Genomic DNA, 24,034 nt, shown 5'->3' on the forward strand with positions numbered 1-24,034 from the left:
CACGACCCAGTCATCACAACCAGGCCCGCAGGGCAACTTCTCTATCTTACCCACCCGATCCAGCAAGTCAAATCGGCGCGCCGTGCGGATCTCAGATCCGCTGCACACCGAAAGCCATCGCAGAAGGGGTGGAATCTCCCATCCTAGACCCGAAGGTCATGACACTCAATCGAGTGAAGATGAGGAGGTGGTTCTCCGCTTGAGGGGGGTGAAGCTCTCGGCCTCTCCGCTTCCCTGTGGGGCGAACAAGTAATAACTTACGCGGATCCCGGGGGTCCGGCAAATCAGGGCCGACCGCCGGGCGTGTCGCCCGGTATTCCGGGTCAGCGCGGTGCCGGTCGCGCGGGACTCCCCAGCCGCGCTCCCGCAGAACCAGGCTGCAGCTCATGCCCCGAGACACAGAAACGGCCGGTCGGATTCACTCTCGTGATTCCGACCGGCCGTCTGCTCTGTGGACCTAAGGGGATTCGAACCCCTGACCTCCTCGATGCGAACGAGGCGCGCTACCAACTGCGCCATAGGCCCTTGAACGTCTCTACGGTATCACGACGAAAGAGGCGTCTTCCCGCAGCGGTTCAGCCTCGCGACGCCCGCGGCAGCGAGGGCACCGCGTCGATCAGCAGCCGCGTGTACGCATCCGCCGGATTGCGCAGCACTGCCGAGGTCGGACCGGCCTCGCGCACCGTGCCGTCACGCAGCACCACGACGGTGTCGCAGACCTTCTGGATCACGCCGAGGTCGTGCGAGATGAAGAGGTAGCCGACGCCGGTCTCCTGCTGCAGGCGGGCGATCAGCTCGAGGATCTGCTTCTGCACAGCGACGTCGAGCGCCGAGACGGGCTCGTCGAGCACGACCACCGCCGGCTCCACGGCGAGCGCCCTCGCGATCCCGAGCCGTTGGCGCTGTCCGCCGGAGAGCGATGCCGGGCGACGGTCGGCGAGCTCACCGGACAGCCCGACCCGCTCCAGCCAGTCACGCACGCGAACGCTGCGCTCTGCGCGAGCGAGACCCGGATGCCGCAGTGCGACGGCCTCGTCGAGAATGCGCCCGACCGTCCACCGCGGATCGAAGGACGACCCGGGGTCCTGGTACACGAACTGCACATCTCGCGGGTCGTCGCTCGCTCGCCGGACGGTGCCGCCGTCGGCGGTCGCGAGCCCGGCGAGGATGCGAGCGAGCGTCGTCTTCCCGGAGCCGGATTCGCCGACCACACCGAGCGAGCGCCCCCTGCGCACCGCGATCGACACGTCCTGCACCGCGTGCCGCTCGACGCCGCCCGGCAGCCGGAACGTCTTGCTCACGTGTTCGGCGGAGAGCACGACCTCCGCCTCGTCCGCGGCATCCGATGCGGCGACGGCATCCCCCGGCCCCGAATCGAAATGCGGAGCCGCGTCGATCAGCGATCGGGTGTACGGATGCGCGGGTGACGAGAGCACGTCTGCTGTGTTCCCCGACTCGACGACCGCGCCGCCCTGCAGCACGATCACCCGGTCGGCCAGCTGCGACACCACCGCGAGGTCGTGGCTGATCAGCAGCAGCGCGATGCCCTGCGCCTTGAGCTCGCCGAACAGTTCGAGGATCTGCTTCTGCACCGAGACGTCGAGCGCGGTCGTCGGCTCATCCGCGATCAGGACCGCCGGGTCTCCGGCGAGGGCGGTGGCGATCAGCGCCCGCTGCCGTTGTCCGCCGGAGAGCTGGGACGGACGCTCGTCGATGCGGGTCTCGGGGTCCGGCACATGCGTACGGCGCAGCAGCTCGAGCGCGCGAGCCCGACCGGCGCGACCACGGGGTCCGCCGGTCGCGGCGATCGCCTCCTGCACCTCCTTGCCGACCGTGCGGAGCGGGTCGAGCGACGACAACGCGTCCTGCAGGATGTAGCCGATCCGTCGGCCGCGCACCGTGCGCCAGCGGCGCTCCGAGAACGTCCGAGCATCCTGCCCGTCGATCTCGAGCACATCGGCGTGCACGCGCGAGCCGGCGCCGACGAGGCCGAGCAGGCTCCGCGCACTCACCGACTTCCCCGAGCCGGACTCGCCGACCAGCGCGACGCACTCACCGGGGGCCAGGTCGAACCTGACGCCCTCGACGACGGTGCTCGCGGCTCCTCCACCACCGAACGAGACCCGAAGCCCCGCGACCCGAACCAGCGCGCTCATCCGCGTCCCTCCAGTCGTGCCTGCAGTCGTCGACCGAGCACGGTCGTGCTGATGACGAACAGCGTGATCGCGAGACCGGGGAACACCGCGGCCCACCACCCGAGCGTCAGGAAGTTGCGGGCGTTGGAGAGCATGGAGCCCCATTCCGGGGTCGGCGGCGGACTGCCGAGTCCGAGGAACGACAGCGCGGCGCCCGCGAGCGTCGCCCCGCCGAGGCCGATCGTGGCGATCACGACGACCGGCCGAACGGCGTTCGGCAGCAGGTGCCGGCCGAGCACGGCAGGACGCGAGAGTCCCATGCTGCGCGATGCCTCGATATAGGTGGAGGTGCGTACGCGCAGGGTCTCGCCGCGGACCACGCGGACGTAATAGGGGATGCCGGCGATGCCGATCGCGATCGTCGCGGTCGCGAGCCCGCCGCCGAACAGCGCGAGGATCAGGATCGCCAGGACCAGCTCGGGGAACGCGGCGCCGATGTCGGTGAGCCGCAGCGTGATGGTCGAGATCACCCGGTTCGAGAGCCCGGCGACCAGGCCGAGCACCGTGCCGAAGACGAGCGAGATGAGCACGGCGCCGAAGCCGAGCACGAGCGAGCTGCGGGCGCCGTAGATGATGCGGGCCAGCACGTCGCGGCCGATCTCATCCGTGCCGAGCGGATGCACCGGCGACGGCGGGGAGAGGATCAGCGCGCGATCAGCGGCGAGCGGATCCTGCCCGGTGAGCAGCTGCGGCCAGAGGGCGGCGAGCACGAAGAGGATGAGCACCAGCGCGCACAGCAGCGTGCCGATGTCTGCGGCGAGCCGCACCCAGCCGCGCCAGCGGACGACGGTGGCGCGGGGCGCGACGGCCTCGGCGACGACTCCACCGCTCATGCGACGACCTCCTTCCGGCCGGTCTCGCGCACTCTCGGATCGACGAGTCCGTACGACAGATCGACGAGCGTGTTGACGAGGATGAACACCGCGGTGCCGACGAGCACGACGCCGATCACGACCGGGATGTCCTGCGAGGCGACCGAGGTGACGAGCAGGCGGCCGAGGCCCGGACGACTGAACAGCGTCTCGGTGATCGCGGCGCCGCCGAGCAGCGCACCGAACGAGAAGCCGAGCATCGTGAGGTACGGCACCGCTGCATGCCGCAGCGCGTGCCGGACCGTGACCGCGAGCGAGCCGAGGCCGCGGGCCCGGGCGGAGAGGATGAACGGCTGCTCCAGCGCGTCGTCGAGCGACTGGCGCAGCACCTGCAGCAGCAGGGCCGCAGCGGGAAGCGCGAGGGTGAGCGCCGGGAGGACGAGCGACCGCAGATCGCCGCTGTCGAGGATGGGCAGGGCGCGCAGCCACACCGCGAAGACCAGCATCAGGATGAACCCGAGCCAGAACACGGGGGTGGATGCCAGGACGAGCTCGAGTCCGGAGGAGATCCAGCTCGGAAGCCGACGGCCGGCGGTGAGCACCCCGCCGACGAGGGAGATCACGATCGCGAGCAGGGTGGCCGCGAGCGCGAGTGCAACGGTCGGCCCCGCCTGGGCGGCGAGGAGCTGGCCGACCGGCTGCTCCTGCACGTACGACATGCCGAGGTCGCCGCGCACGAGACGCCCGAGGTAGAGGAAGTACTGCACGAGGAGCGGCTCGTCGAGGTGGTACTCCTGCCGCACGACGGCGAGCACCTCGGGGCTGATGTCGACCTGCTGCTGCCCGGCCCCGAGGATCGCGAACGCCGGATCGACCGGTACCAGACGGAGCGCGAAGAACGTGAGGGTCGCGGCTCCGAGGAGCGTGATCAGGCTCACACCGAGACGGGGGAGCACCCTCCAGACGGCGAGGCTCATGGTTCTCCTTTCACGGGTTGGGCCCTTCGACAGGCTCAGGGACCCAGGTGCGTGCGGGGCAGGGCCCTTCGACAGGCTCAGGGACCCGGGCGCGTGCGGGGCAGGGCCCTTCGACAGGCTCAGGACCCCGGTGGTTGGGGTGCTGAGCCTGTCGAAGCATCCGTCAGTTCTTCCAGGCGTCGAACAGGTACGGCTGCGGCCACGCGTAGTCCCACGTGACGCCGTGGATGTTCGGCTGCCAGGCGACGACGCGAGCACGCGAGTAGAGCGGGATCGACGGGGCGAGCTCGGGCAGCAGCTCCTGCGCCTGGCCGTAGAAGTCGGCGCGGGCCACCGGGTCGGCGCTCGCCCTGGCCTGTGCCAGGAGTGCATCGAGCTCGGGGTCCGACAGGAACGAGGCGTTCGAGCCGATCGACGAGCCGTCCGACACGTTGTCGCCGCCGTACAGACGCCAGAGCTGCATGCCCGTCGCCTCGGACTGGAACGACGGCATGATGCCGTAGTCGCCGTTGTAGAGACGCTGCGAGAAGTCCGCGGCGGGAACCGGCTGCAGCACGATCTCGAAGCCGAGCGCCTTGCCGTCGATCTGCACCTGCTCCAGCGTGCGCTGGGCGAGCTGGTCGTTGTCGGCGTACGGGATGACCGTGCTCAGGCGCTCGCCGTCCTTCGTGCGGTACCCCTCGTCATCCGTCTCGGTCCAGCCGGCCTCGTCGAGCAGTGCCCCGGCGGCGTCCGCATCGAAGTCGATGACGTTCTCGAGGTCCTTCTTGTAGTCGGGCGTGGTCGTCGCGAGGTACTCCTGCACCGGGTAGGCGCCGAAGGTGGCGCTCTTGACGATCGCCGCGCGATCGATGCCGTGCAGCAGCGCCTGGCGCACCTTCACGTCGTCGAACGGAGCGGTGCGCGTGTTCAGGTGCAGCGTGAAGCCGACACCGGGGAGCAGGAACTCCTCCGAGCCGTAGGCGTCGTTGCTCTTGACCTCTTCCGCATACTCCGGCGCGATGTAGTCGACGATGTCGGCCTCACCCGTGATGAGCGCGTTGTACCGCGTCTGGTCCTCGGGGAGGAAGCGGTAGGTGATCGTGTCGAGGTACGCGGCGCCCTCGTGAGTGCCCTCTGGGCCCCAGTCGTAGTCGTCGTTGCGCACGTAGCTGAGGCTCTGCCCCTTGACCCACTCGTCGAACTTGAACGGGCCGGTGCCGACCACGGTCGAGGCGAGCGAGTCGGGGTCGTCGAGCAGCTGCTTCGGCGAGACGATGCCGAAGTACGGGGCTGCGATCAGCGTGAGGAAGCTCGACTCCGGCTGCTCGAGCGTGATGCGCACGGTGTACTCGTCGAGCACCTCGGCGACGGGACCGAGCTTCGCGACCGAGCCGGTGGACTTGTTCGCAGGGTCGGCGACGTAGTCGAAGTTGACCTTCACGGCCTCGGCGTCGAAGGGGGTGCCGTCGTGGAACGTGACGTCGTCGCGCAGCGTGAACGTGTACACGCGGGCGTCATCCGACACCTCCCACTCGGTCGCGAGCCAGGTGCCGTAGGTGCCGTCGCCGTTGTCCCACACGAGGGAGTCGACGACCGGCGTCAGCACGTGCGCGCCACCGGTCTGGTCGACCAGCGGGTTGAGCTGCGGCGGCTCCGAACGCGCAGCGACGACGAGATCGCCGCCCTTGACCGGTTCGCCGTTCGACTCCGGGGCGTCGGCCGACGTGCCGGCAGCGCAGGCGGTCAGGGTCAGTGCAGCGACGACGGCGGCTGCGACGGCAGCTCCGAAACGGCGGGGGTTTCTCGCGGATGCCACGATCGGTCCTCTCGGTAGGCACGGGCTTTCGACGCTATCCAGGGCAGGATCGGCGCAGAGCGGCGCGGTACACGCAAGGAAACGGGGCGTCAGACAGGGTCACACGGGACGCGAGCGGGAGCGCCTGCGCTAGGCTCGCGCCCCGTGGGCGCTACGCCGCCGGGATCTCGTCGAGCGAGAAGTACACCGGCAGGCCGCGCTCGCGGGCGATCACGACGTCCTGGTCTGCGCCGGCGGATGCTCCGGGCAGCCGCAGCACGGCGTCGCAGTGCTGCAGCAGCCGACGCGCGGTCTCGTACATGACGTCGCCCTCGGCATCCGCATCCGTCATGCCGCGCAGGATCGGCAGCGCGACCCATTCGCCGATCATCGGGACGTGCCCGAGTCGGTGGATCGGGGCAGCGGCCTCCTCGAGACGTTCGAGGTTGCGGGCGATCAGGTCGGGGTCGCCGTCGGTTCCGGAGCGGTAGGGGCCGGCGATGAGGATCAGGAGTGGTGATGTCATGTCGAAGACTGTAACCTGAAACGTGCAACAACGTGCAACTTCACGAAGGAACCGTATGCTCGGCGCACAGCGCAAGACTCATCTGCTCGACATCCTCGACCGGGACGGCAGAGTGGTCGCCAAGACCGTCGCCCACGATCTCGGGGTGTCGGAGGACTCGATCCGCCGCGACCTCCGCGAACTCGCCGATGAGGGCAGGCTCGTGCGCGTCTACGGCGGCGCCCTTCCCGTGCCGCCGGCAGATCGTCCGGTGCAGCTCCGGCACGGGCTCGCCACCGAGAGCAAGGAGCGCGTCGCGCGCCGGGCGGTCGAGCTCATCCGCCCGGCATCCACGATCGTGCTCGATGCCGGCACCACCACGCTCGCGATGGCGCGGATGCTCCCGCGCGACGCATCGCTCGCGGTCATCACACCGAGCCCTGCCGTCGCCCTCGCGGTCGCCGAGCACTCCGACGCCCGCATCATCCTGATCGGCGGCGAGCTCTCGCGTCACTCGATGGTCGCGAGCGGTCCCCTCGCGATGGAGGCAGTGCAGCACCTGTCGGCTGACGCCTTCTTCCTGGGCGTCACGGGCATCGACCCGGTGCACGGCCTCACGACCGGATCCGTCGACGACGCCGTCACGAAGCGCGCGCTCGCCGCCAGGAGCGCCGCGACCTACGTGCTCGGCAGCGAGGAGAAGGTCGGCGCCGTCTCGCACTTCCCGGTGATCGCGCTCGACGCCGTCGCCGGGATCGTCGTCGACCCGCTCGACCGCAACCCGCTGATCGACGAGCTGCCGGTCGTGGGCTGAGGGCGGTCGCTGAGCTCACGCCCCTGGGTCGCTGAGCTCACGCCCCTGGGTCGCTGAGCTCACGCTCTGGGTCGCTGAGCTTGTCGAAGCGTCGGGCCCTTCGACAAGCTCAGGGACCCAGGCACGGCGACCTCAGGGACCCAGGCACGGCGACCTCAGGGACCCAGGGCACGGCGACCTCAGAGGCCCAAGGCACGGCGACCTCAGGGGCCAGGCGGTCACCCGCGAGCGAGGCGGCGCCACGCGAGCTCAGCGAGCAGCGAAGCCTGCAGCGGCAGCACGCCGTCGTCGAAGACCGTGTGCTCCGCGTGCATCGGCGTGGGTCCTGATGCCGTGGCGGCGCCGACGAACACCAGCGTGCCGGGCACCTCCTGCATTACATAGGAGAAGTCCTCCGATGCCATCGACGGCTCCGGGAGGCGGGTGACGCGCTCGGGGCCGAGGAGCTCGTCGAGCACGGCCAGCACCTCGCGGGTCTCGGCCGGGTCGTTGTACGTCACCGGGTACGAGGCGATGAACTCGGCATCGAGCCGGCATCCGTTCGCCTCGGCGATCCCGACGAGCATCGTCGGCAGCTGCGTGCGCACGGCGTCGAGCGTGGTCATCGAGAGCGTGCGGATGTTCGCCTCGAGGGTGACGGCGGATGCCAGCACGTTGCCGGCCGCGGAGTCGCTGCCGAGGCGGGTGATCGAGATGACCGCCTGATCCGTGGCGGGGAGCCGACGAGCAGCGAAGGTCTGCACTGCGAGGATGAGCTGGGCCGCGACCGGCACCGGATCGATCGCGAGGTGCGGGAATGCGGCGTGGCCGCCGGTGCCGTGCAGCGTCATCCGCAGCGCGCTGGCGCTCGCCATCATCGACCCCTCGCGCGTGACGAGCTGGCCGAACGGGGTGGCGCTGTCGACGTGGATCGCGTAGGCCGCGACGGCTCGCTCGCCAGCGGCATCCAGCACGCCCTCCTCGATCATGACCCGACCGCCGGCGTAGCCCTCCTCGCCCGGCTGGAACATGAAGACCACCGTGCCGGGCAGCTCGTCGCGCCGCGCCACCAGCAGCCGCACGGCGCCGAGGAGCCCTGCCATGTGCAGGTCGTGCCCGCACGCATGCATCGCGCCGGAGGTCGACGCGAAGGACTCGTCGGCGCGTTCGGTGATCGGCAGTCCGTCCATGTCGCCGCGCAGCAGCACGACCGGTCCGGGGCGTCCACCGCGCAGCACCGCGGTGATCGACGTCAGCGCCGCGCCCCGGGTGATCTCGAGTCCGAGCCCCTCGAGCTCCCGCAGCAGGATCGCCTGCGTGCGCGGAAGGTCCAGTCCGACCTCGACCGTGGCGTGCAGTTCACGGCGCACCGCGATCAGGTCGTCGCGCAGCAGCTCGGCGGCAGCGTCGAACCGGGTCATCCGAACTGCATCCGCTGGCCGAGCACCGGCACCGCGTCGAGCAGATCCTGCGTGTACGGGTCGCCGGGGTTCGCGAGCAGCGTCTCGGTCGGTCCGGCTTCGACGAGCTTCCCGTTGCGCATCACGCACACCTCGTCGCTGATGTAGCGCACGACCGCGAGGTTGTGCGAGATGAAGAGCATCGAGAGTCCGAGCTCATCCTGCAGCTCGCGCAGCAGGTTGAGGATCGCGCCCTGCACCGACACGTCGAGCGCACTCGTGACCTCGTCGGCGATCAGCACCGACGGCTCACCCGCCAGTGCGCGGGCGATCGTGATGCGCTGCCGCTGACCGCCGGAGAATGCGCCGGGGCGCTCTCCCGCACGGTCGGGGTCGAGGTGCACCTGCGCCAGCAGCTCGCGCACGCGGGCGATCCGCTCGGCACGTGTCCACCGGCGTCCGGTCGCCCGCAGCGCCTCGGCGATCGAGTCGCCGATCGGCATCAGCGGGTCGAGCGCCGAGAACGGGTCCTGGAACACCAGCTGCATCCGCCGCCGCGCGCCGCGCGCAGCGGACCCGCCGCCGACCGCCTCGACGCCGTCGACCGTGATCGAGCCGGACTCCGGACGCACGAGACCGACGGCCGCAGCAGCGATCGTGCTCTTGCCCGAACCCGATTCGCCGACCAGACCGACCGTCCGGCCCTTCGGCACCGCGAGGCTCACCCGCTCGACCACTCGGGTGCGGCCGTATCGGACGCTCAGGTCTTCAATCTCGAGTGCGTTCACACCGACACCTCCCGGTCGTGGTTCGTGGCGTCTTCGTGCGAGGCGTCGTCGTGAAGGCCTGCATCGTCGAGCGCTTCAGGCAGCAGCTCCGGTGCGATCACCGGCAGCGGCTGCGTACGGTCGCTCGTCATGTCCGGCAGGCACGCGATCAGTGCCTTCGAGTACGGATGCCGCGCATCCTCGCGGATGCGGCGAGCATCGAGCGTCTCGACGATCCGGCCGCCCTTCATCACGATCACGCGGTCGCAGAACGCCGAGACCAGCGCGATGTCGTGCGAGATGAACACGATCGCAGCGCCCGTCTCCTCCTGCGCGCGATGCAGCACGTCCATGACCTGCCGCTGCACCGTGACATCGAGGGCGGTCGTCGGCTCGTCCGCGATGATCAGGCGGGGGCGCCCGGTGAGCGCCATCCCGATCATGGCCCGCTGCCGCATGCCACCGGAGAACTCGTGCGGATACTGCTTCAGGCGGGCGGCGGCGTTCGCTATGCCGACCGCGTCGAGCGCGTCGGCGGCACGTGCACGGGCCTGCGCCGGACGCATCCCCATGTGCACCTCCGGCACCTCGGTCAGCTGTCGCCCGATCGTGAGCGCTGGGTTGAGCGAGGTGAGCGGGTCCTGGAAGATCATGCCGAGCTCGACGCCCAGCCTCGACCGGTCGGCGGAGCTGAGCGTCCGGGTCATGTCGATGTCATCGAAGCGGTGGGCTGTGGTCGCGATGCGGGCGTCGTCACCGAGGAGTCCGGCGAGCGCCATCGCGGTGAGCGACTTGCCCGAACCGGATTCGCCCACGATCCCGACGATCTCGCCAGGCGAGACCCGAAGGTCGACGCCTCGGACTCGCTCGATGACACCGCCGTCGGCCGTGGCGAACGCGATGCGCAGGTCGGTGATCTCGGCGATCACATCGGTCGCGGCCGCCGTGGTGCTCTCCGGCGCACCCCGGCGGCGACGCGGCGTGAGCGTGACCGCGCCGGTCGCCCGAGCGGCGACCGCACGGAAGCCCTGTCCGCGGGATCCGGCGACCGCCTCGCTGAGCAGCGTGAACACGAGACCGGCGAGCACCACGGCGATGCCGGGGCCGATCGCGGCGAGCGGGTTGATGTAGATGCGCAGGATGCCCTCCTGCAGCATCCGACCCCAGTCGTACGCAGGAGCCTGCACGCCGAGCCCGAGGAAGGAGAGCCCCGCGAACGACAGCAGCGTGACGCTGGCAGTGGCCGCCGCGTTCACGAAGAACGGATTCGCGATGTTCGGCAGCACGTGCCGGAGCAGGATGCCGATCGGGCCGACGCCGACGACCCTGGCCGCGCGCACGTAGTCGCGACCCGAGACGGATGCCGCGAGGTTGTAGACCAGGCGCGCGAACGACGGGATGCCGGCGAAGCCGATCGCGAGCATCGCGCCGGTCGCGGTCGCGCCCCAGATCACGGTGAAGAACAGCACCATCAGCAGCCACGGGAAGGCGAGCAGGATGTCGAGCAGTCCGGTGAACAGGCGGCGCGGGTGCTTCGGCAGGATGCTGGCGACGAGGCCGAACACGATCCCGCCGACGAGCGAGATCGCCGTGGCGCCGAGCGTCAGCAGCAGGGTGAGCCTGGTCGCGACCAGCACGCGGGCGAGCACATCGCGACCGAGCTCATCGGTGCCGAACGGGTGCGCGGCGCTTGCGGGGAGCAGGCGGGACGACACGTCGGTGGTGTCGGCGGCAGGGCCCCAGATCGTCGGGCCGGCGATCGCGATGAACAGCAGCAGGGCGCAGCCGACGATCGCCGAGATCGCGGTCGGGTTCAGCAGCTTCTTGCGCAGCGACATGTCTCAGCCCTCCGTGATCGACGAGCGGGGATCGATGGTGGCGAGGATCAGGTCGACGACGAGGTTCACGCCGAGCACGATCAGGGCGTAGACGATGACCACGCCCTGCACCATCGGATAGTCCTTGGCACCGACCGACGACACCATGATGGTGCCGAGGCCCGGGATCGAGAACACGGTCTCGATCAGCACGGTCGCGGCGGTCAGCCCCGCGAGGATCAGGCCGCCGACCGTGAGCGATGCGGTCACGATGTTCGGCAGCGCGTGGCGCAGGTGGATGAGGTGCCGCGGGAGACGTTTCGCCCGCGCCGTCGTCATGTACGTGGTGTCGAGCACCGCGAGCATCTCGACCTGCACGATGCGCACGAGGTACGCCATCGGGCCGATCGCGAGCGCGATCACCGGCAGCACGGCATCCTCCGGCGATCCCCAGCCGGCTGCCGGCAGCCAGCCGAGCTGCACCGCGAACAGCGAGATGAGTCCGACCGCGACCAGGAAGCTGGGCACCGCGATCAGGATGCCGAGCACGGCCGAGACCGCCATCGTCAGCCCGCGGCGGCGGCCGGAGCGAGCCAGCACGGCGGCGCCGATACCTGCCGGCAGCGCACCGATCACGGCGATGATGAACGCCAGCACCGCGAGCAGCAGCGTGGTCGGGAAGCGCTGCGCGATCACGTCGCCGACCGGACGCTGCAGTCGCACCGAGGTGCCGAGGTCGCCGGTGAACAGCCCGCCGATGAACCGGAAGAACTGCTCCCACATCGGGCGATCGAGTCCGAGCTGCGCTCTGGTGGCCTCGACGAGCTGCGGGGTCGCGCTCTGGCCGAGCGCCGCTCGCACCGGATCGCCCGGCACGAGGTACATCAGGAGGAAAGAGGCCACGATCACCACGGCGAGCGAGATGACCAGTCGGCCGAGGCGGCGGAACAGGAAGGCTGTCCGCGGGGAGAGCCCCCGCCGCAGACGGCGCTCCTCCACCCGCGCCGCCAGGGCGGCCGTGCTGGTGTCGGCCACCTCGGCGGTCGCGAGAGGAGGAGTCGTCGTCATGGTGTCAGCCCAGCATCCGGATCGAGGTCGGCTGGATGAAGTTCGGCTGATCGAAAGTCGCACCGGACTGGTAGGTCGGCAGGATGTTGTCGATCACCGGGAAGACGTCGAACCGCTCGATGAGCTCGTTCTCGGCTTCGTTCCAGATGCCGCAGGCTGCGTCCGGCGTCGCGCTGGAGGCCTCGGCCACGAGCGCCGAATACTCCGGGTTGTCGACCCACATGAAGTTCAACCCGCCCTCATCGGGGGTGGCGCCGTCGAAGAAGACCGACAGCAGCACAGGTCCGCCGGGAGCGATCTGCACCCAGCCGGTGTCCCAGTCCGCCGTCGAGTAGAGCTGCTCCGACCAGGCCGCCGCGTCGTTCGCGGAGAGCTCGGTCGTCACCCCCAGGCCGTCCCAGGTCTCCTTGACGAGCTCCGCTGCTGCGGCGTGCGTCGAGGTGGGGGCGTTGTAGACGAACTTGATGGTGAGCGGCTTGCCGTCCTTGGTGCGGAGGCCGTCGTCGCCGAGCGTCCAGCCGGCCTCGTCGAGCAGTTCGCCCGCACGGTCGAGATCGGTGTCCGGCAGCGTCCAGCCCGGCTCGTCGGCCACGCACAGCAGCGGGTTCTTCGTGACGAGCGAGACCGACTCGAGTCCCTCACCGTCGGCGATGACCGTGCCGACCTCGTCGCGGTCGATCGCGATCGAGAGCGCTTCGCGCACGAGCGGGTCGGAGAACGGGCGGCCCTCCTTCTCGTTGAACAGCATCATGCCCACCGGGTTGCGCACGCCCGTGTGGGTGAGGCCGGCTCCGTCGAGACGCGAGCGGTCGGCACCCGAGATGGTCGCGGCGTTGATCTCGCCGGAGACCAGCAGGTTCGCCGCGGTGCTCTCATCGGTGATGACGCGCGCCTCGATCGTGTCGGGCAGACCGGCGGTCTCGCTCGTCACGTCGTCGGGACCCCAGGTGTAGTCGTCGCGCTTGGTGAACGTGTAGGTGTCACCCGGCTTGATGTCGCTCAGGCCGAAGAGCCCGGTGCCGTCGGTCGCGTCAGACAGCGTCGTCGGGTCGGCGAGCCCCGCGTCGCACACCAGCATGATGGTGCCGGTGTTGACAGCCAGGAACGGGTTGTTCGCCGCGCTGGTCACGGTGACGACGTTGCCATCGGCGGTCGCCGAGATCGTCTCGTCGATGACCGAGCCGTACGAGAAGGTCGCGTTGGCCGGGTCGGCGTTGTAGTTCAGGTTGTCGGCGACCGTCTGCCCGGTGAACTCGGATCCGTCGGTGCAGGTGATGCCGTCCTTCAGGGTGAAGACGACCTCGGTGCCCGTCTCCTCCCAGCTCTCAGCGAGCCAGGGCACCAGATCGCCCTCGGAGGTGACGGCGATCAGTGACTCGTAGGCGAGGCTGACGACCGCGAAGGTGTCGGGAGAGACGGCCTTCAGCGGGTTCAGGTCGCCGGGGTCGTCGCCGACCGCGGTGACGAAGGTGCCGCCGGAGACGACATCTCCGGACGACTCGGACGGGTCGGTGGAACCCGCGCAGGACGTCAGCGTCAGCGCGAGCGCAGAGAGAACGGCGGCCACGGGTACTGCGGTACTGCGTTTCATTGCGATCTCCTCGTTTCGGGTGCGGGATACAGCTGGTGGTGACGCAGTGCGGTCAGCGGACCACGGCGTCGGCGGACAGCCGGGCGAGCGGACCGGCCGCCTTCACGGTCACGTTCACGGTGGGGTGGGCGGTGTAGGGCACGTGCGTCTCGAGGACGTCGACGATCGACACCTGCAGCGGATCGGCGCCGGCCTGGATCGCCTTCGCGATCGCGGCCTCGGATGCCTGCTCGATCGCCGAGTCCCGGTCGCCCATCGGAGCCATCTGATCGGCGCGGCCGCCGGCGAGCGAGATCGCGGCGCCGACCGCGTTCGCCACACCGCCGTGATCGGGTCGGAGGATGCGTCCGGCGCTCGCGAGGTGATCGGGGACGAGGAACCCGCCACCGCCGACGACGACGAGCGGGATGTCCAGGCGACCGAGCGAGAGGCGCTCGACCGCTTCCTCCAGGCGGTCTGCGACGACAGCGAGCGCGCGTTCGAGCGCTGCGGTCATCGGACCGTCGAGTGCGGGGAGCGAGCGGCCGTCGACCGGGCTGCCGGCGAGCGCAGCGGCATCCGTCAGCGTCGGCGTCGAACCGCCGAAGAGCAAGCCCTCCTGGTTGATGCGGTAGCCGACCGAGTCGGGTCCGACTCGACCGGAGGCGACGTCGATGACCGTGCCGCCGCCGATGCCGAGGCTGAGGATGTCGGGCATCCGGAAGTTCGTCCGCACGCCGCCGATCTCGCGCGGCAGCGTGGACTCGCGCGGGAACCCGCCGACAACGACGCCGAGGTCGGAGGTCGTGCCGCCGACGTCGATCACGATCGCGTCGTCGTGGCCCGAGAGGTAGGCGGCGCCGCGGATGGAGTTCGCGGGTCCCGAGCCGATCGTCAGCACCGGGTACTGCGCGGCGTAGTCGAGCGACATGAGCGTGCCGTCGTTCTGGGCGAAGAAGGTGGCCGCGTCGAGGCCCTCCTCGTCGACGACCGTGACCAGCGCCTCGGTCACCGAGCGGGCGACGCCGTACAGCGCGGCGTTCAGCAGCGTGGCGTTCTCGCGCTCCAGCAGACCGGTCGGGCCGATGTCCTGGCTCAGGAACACCCTGGCGTCAGGACCCAGGTGTCCACGGAGCAGGTCGGCGACCTCGAGCTCCTGCTCGGGAGACGAGGGACTGAAGATCCCGGCGACGGCGATCGCGTCGAAGCGGTCGAGTCCGTCGACGAAGCGCAGGATGCCGTCGCGGTCGAGCGGCGCGATCGGGGTGCCGTCGACCATGTGGCCGCCGCCGAGCATCGCGGACCCCGCGAGCACCATGCTGACGAGGTCCTCGGGCCAGCCGGTCAGCGGCGGGTACTCGGTCGCAGCAGGGGCGCCGAGCCGGATCATCGCGACCTTGTCGAGCTGCCGGCGCTGCACGATCGCGTTCGTCGCGTGCGTGGTGCCGAGCATGACCCGCGAGACGCGGGAGCGGTCGTCGCCGATCGAGGCGAGCACATCGCGGATGCCGGCTCGGATGCCGCCGGTGATGTCATCCGTCGTCGCGCGCTTCGTCCAGGCGAGCACCCGGCCGTCGCCGTCGAGCACGACCGCATCCGTGTTGGTGCCGCCGACGTCGACGCCGATGGACAGGTCACGAGCGGTCATCGCGCTGCTCCTTCGAAGGGGACGTAGGGGAGGTCGTAGCCGAACGCGGCAGGGCCGGCGAGTTCGAGTCCGCGCTGCGTGCGCCAGATCGGATCGCACGCCCAGGCGAGCACCGAGACCCGCTGGCCGAAACGCAGCATCTCGGTGGTGATCGCGTGGCCGGTCTCGGCGTCGATGATCGTGATGAGGTCGGGGACGCTGACCAGCACCTCGCCGTCCTCGAGGACGAGCAGGTTCTCGTTCTGCAGCTCGAGGCGCTGCAGGCGTCCTCTGTCACCACCCGTGCCGGTGATCGTGACCGAGCCGCGGACGAAGCCGCCGGCGGTACGGCGGTCGAGGTCGGTGATCTTGCCGGTCATCAGCACGCGGGCGTCGAGCTCCTCGGCAACGGCCGCGACCGGATCGGACGACGACATCAGCGCGTGGCCGACGCGGATCGAGGCGCTCACGGTGCCCTCGATCACGGCGCCGCGCACCTGGTCGGCCGTCATCGGGTAGTGCGCGCCGATGCAGATCGAGCCGCTCGCGACGGTGAGGGCGCGGGCGTGCCGCTCGAGCCAGTGCAGGTCGATCGTCTTCATGACCGAGATGTTCCCGACCACGTCGCTCTGCACGGCCCACGCGCACGGGATGCCGGCGACGTTCATCGCGACCATCGCGGCGTCGGGGAACGCGCGGCCCATGCCGTCGGCGTCGAGCACCTTGAGCCCCAGGCGGGCTGCCCAGCCGATCGGCTGCACGCCGTTGCCGCCGCCGATCTCCGCAGCCATGAGGGTGGTGACCCTGCGGCCGAGCAGCCGCTCCGCCTCGGCGAGCAGCGCATGGATCTGGCCGGTGGCCGAGAGCATCTCGATGCCGACCGTCGGAGCGCCGATGCCGGACATCAGGATCACGACATCGTCATCGTCGAGATCGGCCACCGTCACGAGCGGCACGGGTCCGTGCTCGCGGAGCGCCTTCTCGACCATGATCTGACTCGTGTACACGGCGCCACCGCCGCCGGTGCCGAAGATCGCGGTGCCGATGCCGAGGGCGGCGACGTCGTCCGCGGTGATCTCGGTGATCGGCGCCGACGTGCGTGCGGCAGGGGATATCTGGGCCATGTGTTCACGGTACGGAGCGTTCCGCAGCGTGACAATGTTCCGATCCGCCAGTGTTTCGGGTCATACTGTGCGCATGGCACAGTACTCGCTGCGAGATCTCCGCGATGACGCCGACCGACTGGGACTCCGGCTCGTCGCCGGCCCGATCGACGATCGCCCGATCACCCGCGTCGACCTCGTCGCGGTCGACCGGCTCGACGCGCTCACCGCCGGCACCCTCGCCATCGTCCCCGGTGACGAGCAGCCGCCGCCCTTCCGCGTCGACGTCGCACTGCGCCAGGCCAGCGCGCGCGGTCTCGCCGGCATCGTGTTCACCACTGGGCTCGCACTCGCGGAGACCGCGACCGTGCTCGCCGAGCGAGGCGGGGTGCCGGTGTTCTCCGCGGCCGGCGTCGGAGCCGCCGACCTCGCGAAGGTCATCGACCGGGCGATCTCCGGCGGCGCATCCGAGGCGATGATGCGCGGGGCGCAGGCGGTGACAGCCGCCACCGCGGCGGCCGGCGACACCGGCAGCACGACCGAGAGCATCCTGGCCGCGGCGGGGAGCGTGCTCGGCACCGAGCTGTCGCTGAACGCCGATCCGGAGGTCTCCTGGACCGACACCGACGCGGTCTTCATCGGCGAGGTGCCGGTCGGGCGTCTCGTCGCCGGGAGCACCGATGGCGCCACCGAGGTGTCGCTGCCGGTGATCGCCTCGCTGCTGTCGCGCGTCGCGCAACGGCAGAGCCGGGACCGCTACGCGCCCACCCAGTCGCGCGCAGATCTGCTCGTCGAGCTCGTGCTCGCCGACTCCACCCGCGCCGAGGGCTTCGTCGGGCAGGCCGCTCGGCTCGGGCTGCCACTCCCCCAATCGCACGTCGTGGCCTGGCTCGCCCCCACCCGCCCGAGCGACACCGACGCCCGCGCGCCGCGCAGCGTGCAGCCGGCGCTCGAGCTGTTCGCGCTGCAGCTGGTCGAGGCGCGCGATGAGCTCTGGCACGTCGCCTTCCTCCAGGACGATCTGATGCTCGTGTGCACCGAGGAGCATGGCGCCGGCGACCACCAGCGGCGGGTGCGCGAGATCGCGATCCTGATCCAACGCCAGGCGCAGGAGCTCGCAGGCTCCGACTGGACCTACACGCTGGGACTCGGCACCCCGCAGCTCGGCGCGCTCGGGCTGCGGCAGTCGGCCGCCGAGGCGCGGATCGCCGCCGAATCCGCGATCGCCGCCGGGCGCTTCGGCGGGGTCGAGCTCACGGACGTCACGGGGCTGCGCCGCGTGCTGCTCGACGTGTACGCCTCGCCGATCAGCCGCGAGCTGCTGCACGACGTGCTGCGCCCCCTCGATGAGCTCGGCGCCGAGCGCGCGCTGCAATCGGTGCGCACCCTGCTCGCGTACCTGGCGCACGACGGCTCGCTCGTGCACGCCGGCAAGGAGCTGATGCTGCATCCGAACGGCGTCGGCTATCGGATGCGGCGGATCCGCGAGCTGCTCGGCATCGACCTGACCGAGCCCGACGCCCGCTTCGCGGTCGAGCTCGCCTGCCGCGTTCGGCTGCTCGGCGCCGGGTAGGGATCAGTTCGCGAGCTCGGCGCGCAGCGCATCGCCGTCGGCATCGAGCTGCGGGGCACGAGCGAGTCGCGCGGTGCCGTTCGTGCTCAGCGCCGAACGCACGATCGAGACACCGTCGTCGTGCTCGATCAGGCCGAGCGCCTCGGCCTGGGGGCCGCGCGCGGCATCCTCCGGGCTCCGCACCCTCGCCACGAGCACCCTCGCCGCCTGCAGCCGCTCGACGACCGAATCGACCTCGAGCGCCGAGACGCAGTCGCCGAGCACCCGCTCGAGCTCGTCCCGACCTTCGACCCTGGCCTGATTGCCTTCCCACCGCTCGACGCCGAGCGCCGCGCCGAGATCGAGCGCGTGCACGAGTCGGGCGAACATCGCGTCATTCGTCGCGCCGAGCACCACCTGCCCGTCGGCGGCGGCGAACGCGCGGTACGGCACGATCGACGGATGCGAGCTGCCCCACGGCTTCGACGGCGGCCCGCCGGCCGAGGTCGCGGCGATCACGGTCCCGAGCGAACTCAGCGCGGTCGCGAACAGCGAGAACTCGAGCCGTCGCCCTCGGCCGGTGCGCTCGCGTTGCAGGAGCGCGGCGAGCACGCCGTTGATCATCGACATGCCCGTCGCGATGTCGACCATCGCGACGCCCGAGCGCACCGGATCGGCACCCTCGTACCCGGTCACGTACATGAGACCGGACTCGGCCTCGACCGTCACGGCGGTGCCGGGTTCGGCCGCGAGCGGCCCCTGCTGCGAGAACCCGCTGATCGAGGCGTAGACCAGTCGAGGGAACGCCACCCGCATCGCGGCGGCGCCGATGCCGAGTCGATCGGCGACCCCGGGGCGGAAACTCTCGACCAGCACATCCGCCGTGCCGATCAGGCGGTGCGCCGTGCCACGGTCCTGCGGGTCGGCGAGATCCAGCGCGATGCTGCGCTTGCCGCGGTTGATCGCGTGGAAGTACGCGCTCGCGCCGTGCACGAAGGGCGGACCCCAGTGCCTGGTCTCGTCGCCGATGCCCGGCTGCTCGACCTTGATCACGTCGGCGCCGAGCTCGGCGAGCGTCATGGTCGCTGAAGGACCGGCCAGCAGTCGAGTGAAGTCGACCACCCGGATGCCGGTCAGCGGCCGGAAGTCGGCGTCGTCGTCCATGCACGATCCCCCTCGATGCTCGTCCTTCGAGCGACGCTACCCGCGCCGCCGGTCTCCGTTCATGGGCACTGCGCACACCGAGGCTGACGCGCGGTGGGCGGATGCCACATGATCGGATGCCGCGTCGCGCCCTAGGCTCGCAGCCATGCCCTACACGGATGCCGCGGATGTGCGCCTCTACTACGAGGCGTTCGGTGATGCCGATGCCCCCGTGCTCGTCCTGGTGTCTGGCGGCGGCGCGCAGCTGCTCGCCTGGGATGAGCGCTTCATCGCGATGCTCACCCAGGGCGGTGTGCGCGTCGTGCGGTTCGACAACCGCGACACCGGGTTCTCGCAGCGCTTCGGCGGACCGGACGAGGTCGACGGCGGGTACGACCTGTCCGACCTGGCCGAGGATGTGCTCAGAGTGCTCGACGACCTCGGCGTCGAATCGGCGCACGTGGCCGGTCACTCGATGGGCGGCATGATGGCGCAGATGCTCGCGATCGAGCATCCGGAGCGCGTCCGCAGCCTCGGGCTGCTCTCGACCATCCCCGGCCAGTCGCTCCGCTACGTGCTCCACGGCGAGCGCCCCGAACTCGCCGAGCCGCCGGTGCGCATCACCCGCGAGCAGGCGATCGCCTTCACCGAGACCGTGCTGCGGGCGGCCCCGCCCGGGCGCTACGACCCGCAGGTCGAATGGCATGTCGCGGCGACCGGCGAGGCGTACGACCGCGGCTACTTCCCGGAGGGCTTCTCCCGGCAGTGGGCAGCGCTCAAGCGGGCACCCGAGCGGCTCGATGCCCTGAAGTCCGTGACCGTGCCGACCCTCGTGTTCCACGGCCGCGAGGACGACGTGCTGCACTGGGCGTCGGCGGTCGACATCGCCGAGGCGATTCCCGGCGCCGAACTCCAGGTGCATCCGGACATGGGGCACCTGATCCCGCACGAGCTGTGGCCCGATCTGGCCGCGGCGCTGCTGCGCACGGTCGCGCGGGCAGAGGAGCAGCGCTGAGCTGCATCAGCGACCCAGCGATCCGACGACTCAGCGATCCGACGACTCAGCGATCCGCTTCGGCGTCGAACGCCTCGGTGCCGGTCTGGGAGAACGGATGCGGCCCTCGCGGCCCGAACACGAGCACGAGTTCAGCCACGGCATCCGATTCGTTGCGCACCCCATGCAGCAGGCCCTCCGGGGCGTAGAACGCGTCGCCGGCGCGGAGCACCCGCCGCTCCTCCCCCGAGGTCACGACGACCTCGCCGCTGGTCACGATGTACATCTCGTCGGAGCTGTTCGTCGAGCAGCTGTCCGGATCGCCTTCGAGGTGGTGATGCTGCCCCTCCTCGGCACCGGGCTCGAGCCGGTAGAGCATCACCGACGTCGGCAGCGCGGTGGTCTGCTGGAAGTACCACTCGATGCCGACTCGACCCTCGCCGTGGTACAGCTCCCAGTCATGGCTGTTGTCGCCCCGCTTCTGCACGCGCATGCGTGTCAGTGTGCGCGAGCGTGACGCGGCGCGCTATGGATCGCGGCCCCATGATGCACGGAGCGCGATGTGGTGCGCTCACTCCGTGCGCGATCCGCGGATCATCTCGGCGTAGCCGTCGGTGTAGCTCGGGTACCGCAGGTCGCCGAGCACGGAGCGCAGCAGCGTGCCGTCGAGCACGGTGCCGCTCTGCCCCGCAGTCGGGTCGTCCGGCGGGACGTCCAGGTCGAGCTCCCGGGCGATGAACGCCACGACCTCGCCGAGCGGTGCCGGTGCGGCATCCACTCCGTGCACGAGCGCCGGCGGCTCCGGCATCCGCAGCAGCACGTCGAGGGCGCGGACCAGATCGGTCTCGTGGATGCGGTTGGTGCGTCGGCGGTGGTTCACGACGGCGTGCTCGCGCACCTGGCGCAGCAGGAATTCGCGACCGGGACCGTAGATCCCGGCAGGTCGCACGATCACGGCGTCGAACAGCGCCCGCGCCGCGAGCTCGCCGTCGCGGAGTCCGCGGGCGCGATCGCCGGTCGGGGCCGGCTCATCTGCCTCGGTGATCGTCCGGTCGAACGGCCCGGCCTCGAACACCCCGGTCGACGAGACGAAGATCGTGCGCGCGGGTACAGCCGGCAGCGCATCGGCCACATGCCCCAGCACCACACGGTAGCCCGGGTCGCCCGGCGGCAGCGTCACGACCATCGCATCGACCGCCGGCAGCGGCTCGGCGAGCGGCTCGGCCAGATCGGTGCGGATGCCGACGACGCGGTCGGGCAGGGTGCTGTCGCTGCGACGCAGGGCGACGACCTCGCCGCCGTCCGCGAGCAGCTTCGGCGCGAGGCGCCGGGCGAGCTTGCCGTACCCGACGAGGAGCGTGCGGGCGGGGGCTGGGGAGGTGTCCACCTGCCCAATCTGTCACACGGTCGCCTGGGAGAAGAACGGCAACCGGGCCGAGCGCACCTGCGCCCGACCCGGTCCGGTCACATGGCCGAGCACGAACTCGTTTCGCCGACGGCATCCTGCGCTTCCCCGCCGCCGAGGAGGCTCGTGCGGCCGTCGCCGTCCACGAGCGGATTCTTCGGGCCGCTGCTGCAACAGCTGGCGGTGCTCTGCTGGTCGTTCATGGGTGGTTCCCTTTCATTCTCGGGTGGATGGTGCAGGTCGACTCGCGTCATCCCCTGGCGATGCTTCGGAACCCGCGCAGGCGCAGGCTGTTGCCGACGACGAAGACGCTGGACAGCGCCATGGCCGCCCCGGCAAGCATCGGGTTGAGCATGCCGAGAGCCGCGACGGGGATCGCCGCGACGTTGTACGCGAACGCCCAGAACAGGTTGGTCTTGATGGTGCCGAGCGTCCTGCGAGACAGCCGGATCGCATCGACCGCGCTGCGCAGATCACCACGGACCAGGGTGATGTCGGATGCCTCGATCGCGACATCGGCGCCGGTTCCCATGGCGAGTCCGAGGTCGGCCTGCGCGAGGGCGGGAGCGTCGTTGACGCCGTCGCCGATCATCGCGACGACCTTCCCCTCGCGCTGCAGGCGGGTGACCACATCGACCTTGTCCTTCGGGAGCACCTCGGCGATGACCTCGTCGATCCCCACCTCGGCGGCGATCTGCCTCGCGACGGCCTCGTTGTCGCCGGTGAGCAGCACCGGCGTCAGCCCGATCGCCTTGAACTGCGCGATCGCCTCCGCACTGGTCGGCTTGACCGCGTCAGCCACCACGAGGATGCCGCGGGCCCGACCGTCCCAGCCCACGGCGACGACGGTCTTGCCCTCGCCCTCGGCGCGCGCCTTGGTGGACGCGACCTCTCCGCTCAGCTGCAGCGACCATTCGGCGAGCAGCGACGCACGGCCCACGAGCACCGCATGCCCGTCGACGACACCCTGCACCCCCTTCCCCACGATGTTCGTGAAGCCCTCAGGGCTCGGCAGTGCTCCGACCTCCTGCGTCGCGCCCTTGGCGATCGCCTGCGCGATCGGGTGCTCTGAGGCATCCTCCAGCGCGCCGGCCAGCCGCAGCAGCTCGGCGCGGTCAGTGCCCGGCTCGACCACCACATCGACCAGCGTCATCCTGCCGGTCGTGACGGTGCCGGTCTTGTCGAGCACGACGGTGTCGACGGTCCGGGTGGATTCCAGCACCTCCGGCCCCTTGATGAGAATCCCCAGCTGCGCACCGCGACCGGTGCCGACCAGCAGCGCCGTCGGCGTCGCGAGCCCCAACGCGCACGGGCAGGCGATCACGAGCACCGCGACGGCAGCGGTGAAGGCGGCCGTCACCGGGAACCCGGCACCGAGCCACCCGCCGAGTGCCGCGACGGCGATCACGATCACGATCGGCACGAACACTCCGGAGATGCGGTCGGCCAACCGCTGCACCTCTGCCTTCCCGGTCTGGGCGTCTTCCACGAGCTTGGCCATCTGCGCCAGCTGCGTGTCGGAGCCGATGCGGGTCGCCCGCACCACGAGCCGTCCCCCGACGTTCGTCGTGGCACCCGTCACTGCATCGCCTGCGGCGACCTCGACGGGAACCGCCTCCCCTGTGAGCATGGATGCGTCGATCGCCGAGGTGCCCGAGACCACGACACCGTCCGTCGCGATCTTCTCACCGGGACGAACGATGAACTCGTCACCGACCCGCAGCTGCTCCACGGGGATCTTCCCCTCGACGCCGTCCCGCAGCACCGAGACCTCCTTCGCGCCGAGCTCGAGCAGCGCCCGCAGTGCGGCCCCCGCCTGCTTCTTCGAGCGCTTCTCGAAGTATCGCCCGGCCAGGATGAACATCGTCACCCCTGCGCCGACCTCGAGGTAGATGTTCGCCGCGCCGTCGGACGGTGCCAGCGCGAACTCGAACGGGTGCGCCATCCCCGGGGTGCCCGCCGTGCCGAAGAACAGCGCATACAGCGACCAGAGGAAGGCGGCCGACGTGCCCATCGAGATGAGCGTGTCCATCGTGGCAGCGCCGTGCGTGAGGTTCATCCAGGCCGCGCGGTGGAAGGGCCAGGCCGCCCACAGGATCACCGGCGCGGCGAGCGCGAGCGACGCCCACTGCCAGTACGTGAACTGCAGCGCCGGGATCATCGCCATCGCGATCACCGGAACCGTGAGCACGATCGAGCCGATCAGGCGGTTGCGCAACGAGCGCAGCTCCGGGTCGGAGTCACCTCCGTCGCGGTCTGCGGCCCCTGCTCCCTTGGCCCCCTTCGGGGCCGGCATCGCAGCCGTGTACCCGGTCTTCTCCACCTCGGCGATCAACAACGCCGGGTCGTAGCCGTCCGGCACCGTGACCCTCGCCTTCTCGGTCGCGTAGTTCACGGTCGCCGTGATGCCGTCGAGCTTGTTCAGCTTCTTCTCGATCCGCATCGCGCAGGAGGCGCAGGTCATGCCGCCGATCTCCAGCTCGATGCCGGCTCCCGCGGTCGGGGGCGCTGATGTGCTCATGCTGCTGT

The 24,034-nt window shown here is 70.5% G+C and carries 20 protein-coding genes and 1 tRNA gene; 3 read left to right on the forward strand and 18 right to left on the reverse strand.

Annotated features, from left to right (window positions below; all coding sequences use genetic code 11):
- Positions 1-452: 452 nt before the first annotated feature.
- From V7Z82_RS09780 to V7Z82_RS09805, 6 genes are all read right to left on the reverse strand, one after another.
- A tRNA-Ala gene (locus tag V7Z82_RS09780) sits at positions 453-525 on the reverse strand.
- Positions 526-575: 50 nt separating this feature from the next.
- Positions 576-2,156, reverse strand: a complete 1,581-nt coding sequence (locus tag V7Z82_RS09785; protein WP_334150767.1) for an ABC transporter ATP-binding protein — start codon at positions 2,154-2,156, stop codon at positions 576-578.
- Positions 2,153-3,028 carry an ABC transporter permease gene (locus V7Z82_RS09790; RefSeq protein WP_334150770.1) on the reverse strand — a complete coding sequence of 292 codons (876 nt, stop codon included), beginning with the start codon at positions 3,026-3,028 and terminating at the stop codon, positions 2,153-2,155. The genes V7Z82_RS09785 and V7Z82_RS09790 overlap by 4 nt, the downstream gene beginning before the upstream one ends.
- Positions 3,025-3,984: an ABC transporter permease gene (locus V7Z82_RS09795; protein WP_334150772.1), complete on the reverse strand. Its 960-nt coding sequence runs from the start codon at positions 3,982-3,984 to the stop codon at positions 3,025-3,027. The genes V7Z82_RS09790 and V7Z82_RS09795 overlap by 4 nt, the downstream gene beginning before the upstream one ends.
- A gap of 163 nt (positions 3,985-4,147) precedes the next feature.
- Positions 4,148-5,782, reverse strand: coding sequence for an ABC transporter substrate-binding protein (locus V7Z82_RS09800; RefSeq protein WP_334150774.1), 1,635 nt, complete (start codon positions 5,780-5,782; stop codon positions 4,148-4,150).
- Positions 5,783-5,933: 151 nt separating this feature from the next.
- A complete protein-coding gene (locus V7Z82_RS09805; RefSeq protein WP_334150777.1) occupies positions 5,934-6,287 on the reverse strand; it encodes a DUF4406 domain-containing protein in 354 nt (117 codons plus the stop codon).
- A gap of 55 nt (positions 6,288-6,342) precedes the next feature.
- Here V7Z82_RS09805 and V7Z82_RS09810 point away from each other — a divergent pair, with 55 nt between their 5' ends.
- Entirely contained in the window at positions 6,343-7,080 is a 738-nt protein-coding gene (locus V7Z82_RS09810; protein ID WP_334150780.1) for a DeoR/GlpR family DNA-binding transcription regulator, read from the forward strand.
- Positions 7,081-7,298: 218 nt separating this feature from the next.
- Here the strand turns inward: V7Z82_RS09810 and V7Z82_RS09815 are convergent, their stop codons facing one another.
- From V7Z82_RS09815 to V7Z82_RS09845, 7 genes are read right to left on the reverse strand one after another with little or no spacing between them, the layout of a single operon-like run.
- A complete protein-coding gene (locus V7Z82_RS09815) occupies positions 7,299-8,480 on the reverse strand; it encodes a M20 metallopeptidase family protein (RefSeq protein WP_334150783.1) in 1,182 nt (393 codons plus the stop codon).
- A complete protein-coding gene (locus tag V7Z82_RS09820; RefSeq protein ID WP_334150785.1) occupies positions 8,477-9,247 on the reverse strand; it encodes an ABC transporter ATP-binding protein in 771 nt (256 codons plus the stop codon). The genes V7Z82_RS09815 and V7Z82_RS09820 overlap by 4 nt, the downstream gene beginning before the upstream one ends.
- Positions 9,244-11,064: a dipeptide/oligopeptide/nickel ABC transporter permease/ATP-binding protein gene (locus V7Z82_RS09825; RefSeq protein WP_334150788.1), complete on the reverse strand. Its 1,821-nt coding sequence runs from the start codon at positions 11,062-11,064 to the stop codon at positions 9,244-9,246. The genes V7Z82_RS09820 and V7Z82_RS09825 overlap by 4 nt, the downstream gene beginning before the upstream one ends.
- 3 nt (positions 11,065-11,067) lie before the next feature.
- A complete protein-coding gene (locus V7Z82_RS09830) occupies positions 11,068-12,111 on the reverse strand; it encodes an ABC transporter permease (protein WP_334150790.1) in 1,044 nt (347 codons plus the stop codon).
- A gap of 4 nt (positions 12,112-12,115) precedes the next feature.
- Positions 12,116-13,702, reverse strand: a complete 1,587-nt coding sequence (locus V7Z82_RS09835) for an ABC transporter substrate-binding protein (protein WP_334150791.1) — start codon at positions 13,700-13,702, stop codon at positions 12,116-12,118.
- Positions 13,703-13,754: 52 nt separating this feature from the next.
- Positions 13,755-15,329: a hydantoinase/oxoprolinase family protein gene (locus V7Z82_RS09840; protein ID WP_334150793.1), complete on the reverse strand. Its 1,575-nt coding sequence runs from the start codon at positions 15,327-15,329 to the stop codon at positions 13,755-13,757.
- Positions 15,326-16,432 (reverse strand): DUF917 domain-containing protein, encoded by a 1,107-nt coding sequence (locus V7Z82_RS09845; protein ID WP_334150795.1) that lies wholly within the window; start codon positions 16,430-16,432, stop codon positions 15,326-15,328. Before V7Z82_RS09845 ends, V7Z82_RS09840 begins: the two co-directional genes overlap by 4 nt.
- 73 nt (positions 16,433-16,505) lie before the next feature.
- On the opposite strand from V7Z82_RS09845, the gene V7Z82_RS09850 reads away from it, so the two are divergent.
- Positions 16,506-17,984, forward strand: a complete 1,479-nt coding sequence (locus V7Z82_RS09850) for a PucR family transcriptional regulator (protein ID WP_334150798.1) — start codon at positions 16,506-16,508, stop codon at positions 17,982-17,984.
- Between the two features lie 3 nt (positions 17,985-17,987).
- Here the strand turns inward: V7Z82_RS09850 and V7Z82_RS09855 are convergent, their stop codons facing one another.
- Positions 17,988-19,127, reverse strand: coding sequence for a CaiB/BaiF CoA transferase family protein (locus V7Z82_RS09855; protein WP_334150800.1), 1,140 nt, complete (start codon positions 19,125-19,127; stop codon positions 17,988-17,990).
- Positions 19,128-19,272: 145 nt separating this feature from the next.
- Between V7Z82_RS09855 and V7Z82_RS09860 the strand changes: the two genes are divergently transcribed.
- Positions 19,273-20,121 carry an alpha/beta fold hydrolase gene (locus tag V7Z82_RS09860; protein WP_334150803.1) on the forward strand — a complete coding sequence of 283 codons (849 nt, stop codon included), beginning with the start codon at positions 19,273-19,275 and terminating at the stop codon, positions 20,119-20,121.
- A 46-nt stretch (positions 20,122-20,167) separates the two neighbouring features.
- On the opposite strand, the gene V7Z82_RS09865 is transcribed toward V7Z82_RS09860, so the two are convergent.
- From V7Z82_RS09865 to V7Z82_RS09880, 4 genes are all read right to left on the reverse strand, one after another.
- Positions 20,168-20,593: a cupin domain-containing protein gene (locus V7Z82_RS09865; protein ID WP_334150806.1), complete on the reverse strand. Its 426-nt coding sequence runs from the start codon at positions 20,591-20,593 to the stop codon at positions 20,168-20,170.
- A 78-nt stretch (positions 20,594-20,671) separates the two neighbouring features.
- Positions 20,672-21,487 (reverse strand): hypothetical protein, encoded by an 816-nt coding sequence (locus tag V7Z82_RS09870; protein ID WP_334150808.1) that lies wholly within the window; start codon positions 21,485-21,487, stop codon positions 20,672-20,674.
- A 77-nt stretch (positions 21,488-21,564) separates the two neighbouring features.
- Positions 21,565-21,708 carry a hypothetical protein gene (locus V7Z82_RS09875; protein WP_334150810.1) on the reverse strand — a complete coding sequence of 48 codons (144 nt, stop codon included), beginning with the start codon at positions 21,706-21,708 and terminating at the stop codon, positions 21,565-21,567.
- A 47-nt stretch (positions 21,709-21,755) separates the two neighbouring features.
- Entirely contained in the window at positions 21,756-24,026 is a 2,271-nt protein-coding gene (locus tag V7Z82_RS09880) for a heavy metal translocating P-type ATPase (RefSeq protein WP_334150813.1), read from the reverse strand.
- Positions 24,027-24,034: the final 8 nt, after the last annotated feature.

The organism is Microbacterium sp., from assembly GCF_036823965.1.
Classification (GTDB): domain Bacteria; phylum Actinomycetota; class Actinomycetes; order Actinomycetales; family Microbacteriaceae; genus Microbacterium.

Excerpts from the sequence above, each read along its gene's own strand:
- V7Z82_RS09830 (WP_334150790.1), bottom strand. The coding sequence starts at position 12,111 with ATGACGACGACTCCTCCTCTCGCGACCGCCGAGGTGGCCGACACCAGC.
- V7Z82_RS09810 (WP_334150780.1), top strand. The coding sequence starts at position 6,343 with ATGCTCGGCGCACAGCGCAAGACTCATCTGCTCGACATCCTCGACCGG.
- V7Z82_RS09785 (WP_334150767.1), bottom strand. The coding sequence starts at position 2,156 with ATGAGCGCGCTGGTTCGGGTCGCGGGGCTTCGGGTCTCGTTCGGTGGT.
- V7Z82_RS09795 (WP_334150772.1), bottom strand. The coding sequence starts at position 3,984 with ATGAGCCTCGCCGTCTGGAGGGTGCTCCCCCGTCTCGGTGTGAGCCTG.
- V7Z82_RS09805 (WP_334150777.1), bottom strand. The coding sequence starts at position 6,287 with ATGACATCACCACTCCTGATCCTCATCGCCGGCCCCTACCGCTCCGGA.
- V7Z82_RS09865 (WP_334150806.1), bottom strand. The coding sequence starts at position 20,593 with ATGCGCGTGCAGAAGCGGGGCGACAACAGCCATGACTGGGAGCTGTAC.
- V7Z82_RS09855 (WP_334150800.1), bottom strand. The coding sequence starts at position 19,127 with ATGGACGACGACGCCGACTTCCGGCCGCTGACCGGCATCCGGGTGGTC.
- V7Z82_RS09815 (WP_334150783.1), bottom strand. The coding sequence starts at position 8,480 with ATGACCCGGTTCGACGCTGCCGCCGAGCTGCTGCGCGACGACCTGATC.
- V7Z82_RS09790 (WP_334150770.1), bottom strand. The coding sequence starts at position 3,028 with ATGAGCGGTGGAGTCGTCGCCGAGGCCGTCGCGCCCCGCGCCACCGTC.
- V7Z82_RS09860 (WP_334150803.1), top strand. The coding sequence starts at position 19,273 with ATGCCCTACACGGATGCCGCGGATGTGCGCCTCTACTACGAGGCGTTC.
- V7Z82_RS09875 (WP_334150810.1), bottom strand. The coding sequence starts at position 21,708 with ATGAACGACCAGCAGAGCACCGCCAGCTGTTGCAGCAGCGGCCCGAAG.
- V7Z82_RS09825 (WP_334150788.1), bottom strand. The coding sequence starts at position 11,064 with ATGTCGCTGCGCAAGAAGCTGCTGAACCCGACCGCGATCTCGGCGATC.
- V7Z82_RS09840 (WP_334150793.1), bottom strand. The coding sequence starts at position 15,329 with ATGACCGCTCGTGACCTGTCCATCGGCGTCGACGTCGGCGGCACCAAC.
- V7Z82_RS09850 (WP_334150798.1), top strand. The coding sequence starts at position 16,506 with ATGGCACAGTACTCGCTGCGAGATCTCCGCGATGACGCCGACCGACTG.
- V7Z82_RS09835 (WP_334150791.1), bottom strand. The coding sequence starts at position 13,702 with ATGAAACGCAGTACCGCAGTACCCGTGGCCGCCGTTCTCTCTGCGCTC.
- V7Z82_RS09845 (WP_334150795.1), bottom strand. The coding sequence starts at position 16,432 with ATGGCCCAGATATCCCCTGCCGCACGCACGTCGGCGCCGATCACCGAG.
- V7Z82_RS09880 (WP_334150813.1), bottom strand. The coding sequence starts at position 24,026 with ATGAGCACATCAGCGCCCCCGACCGCGGGAGCCGGCATCGAGCTGGAG.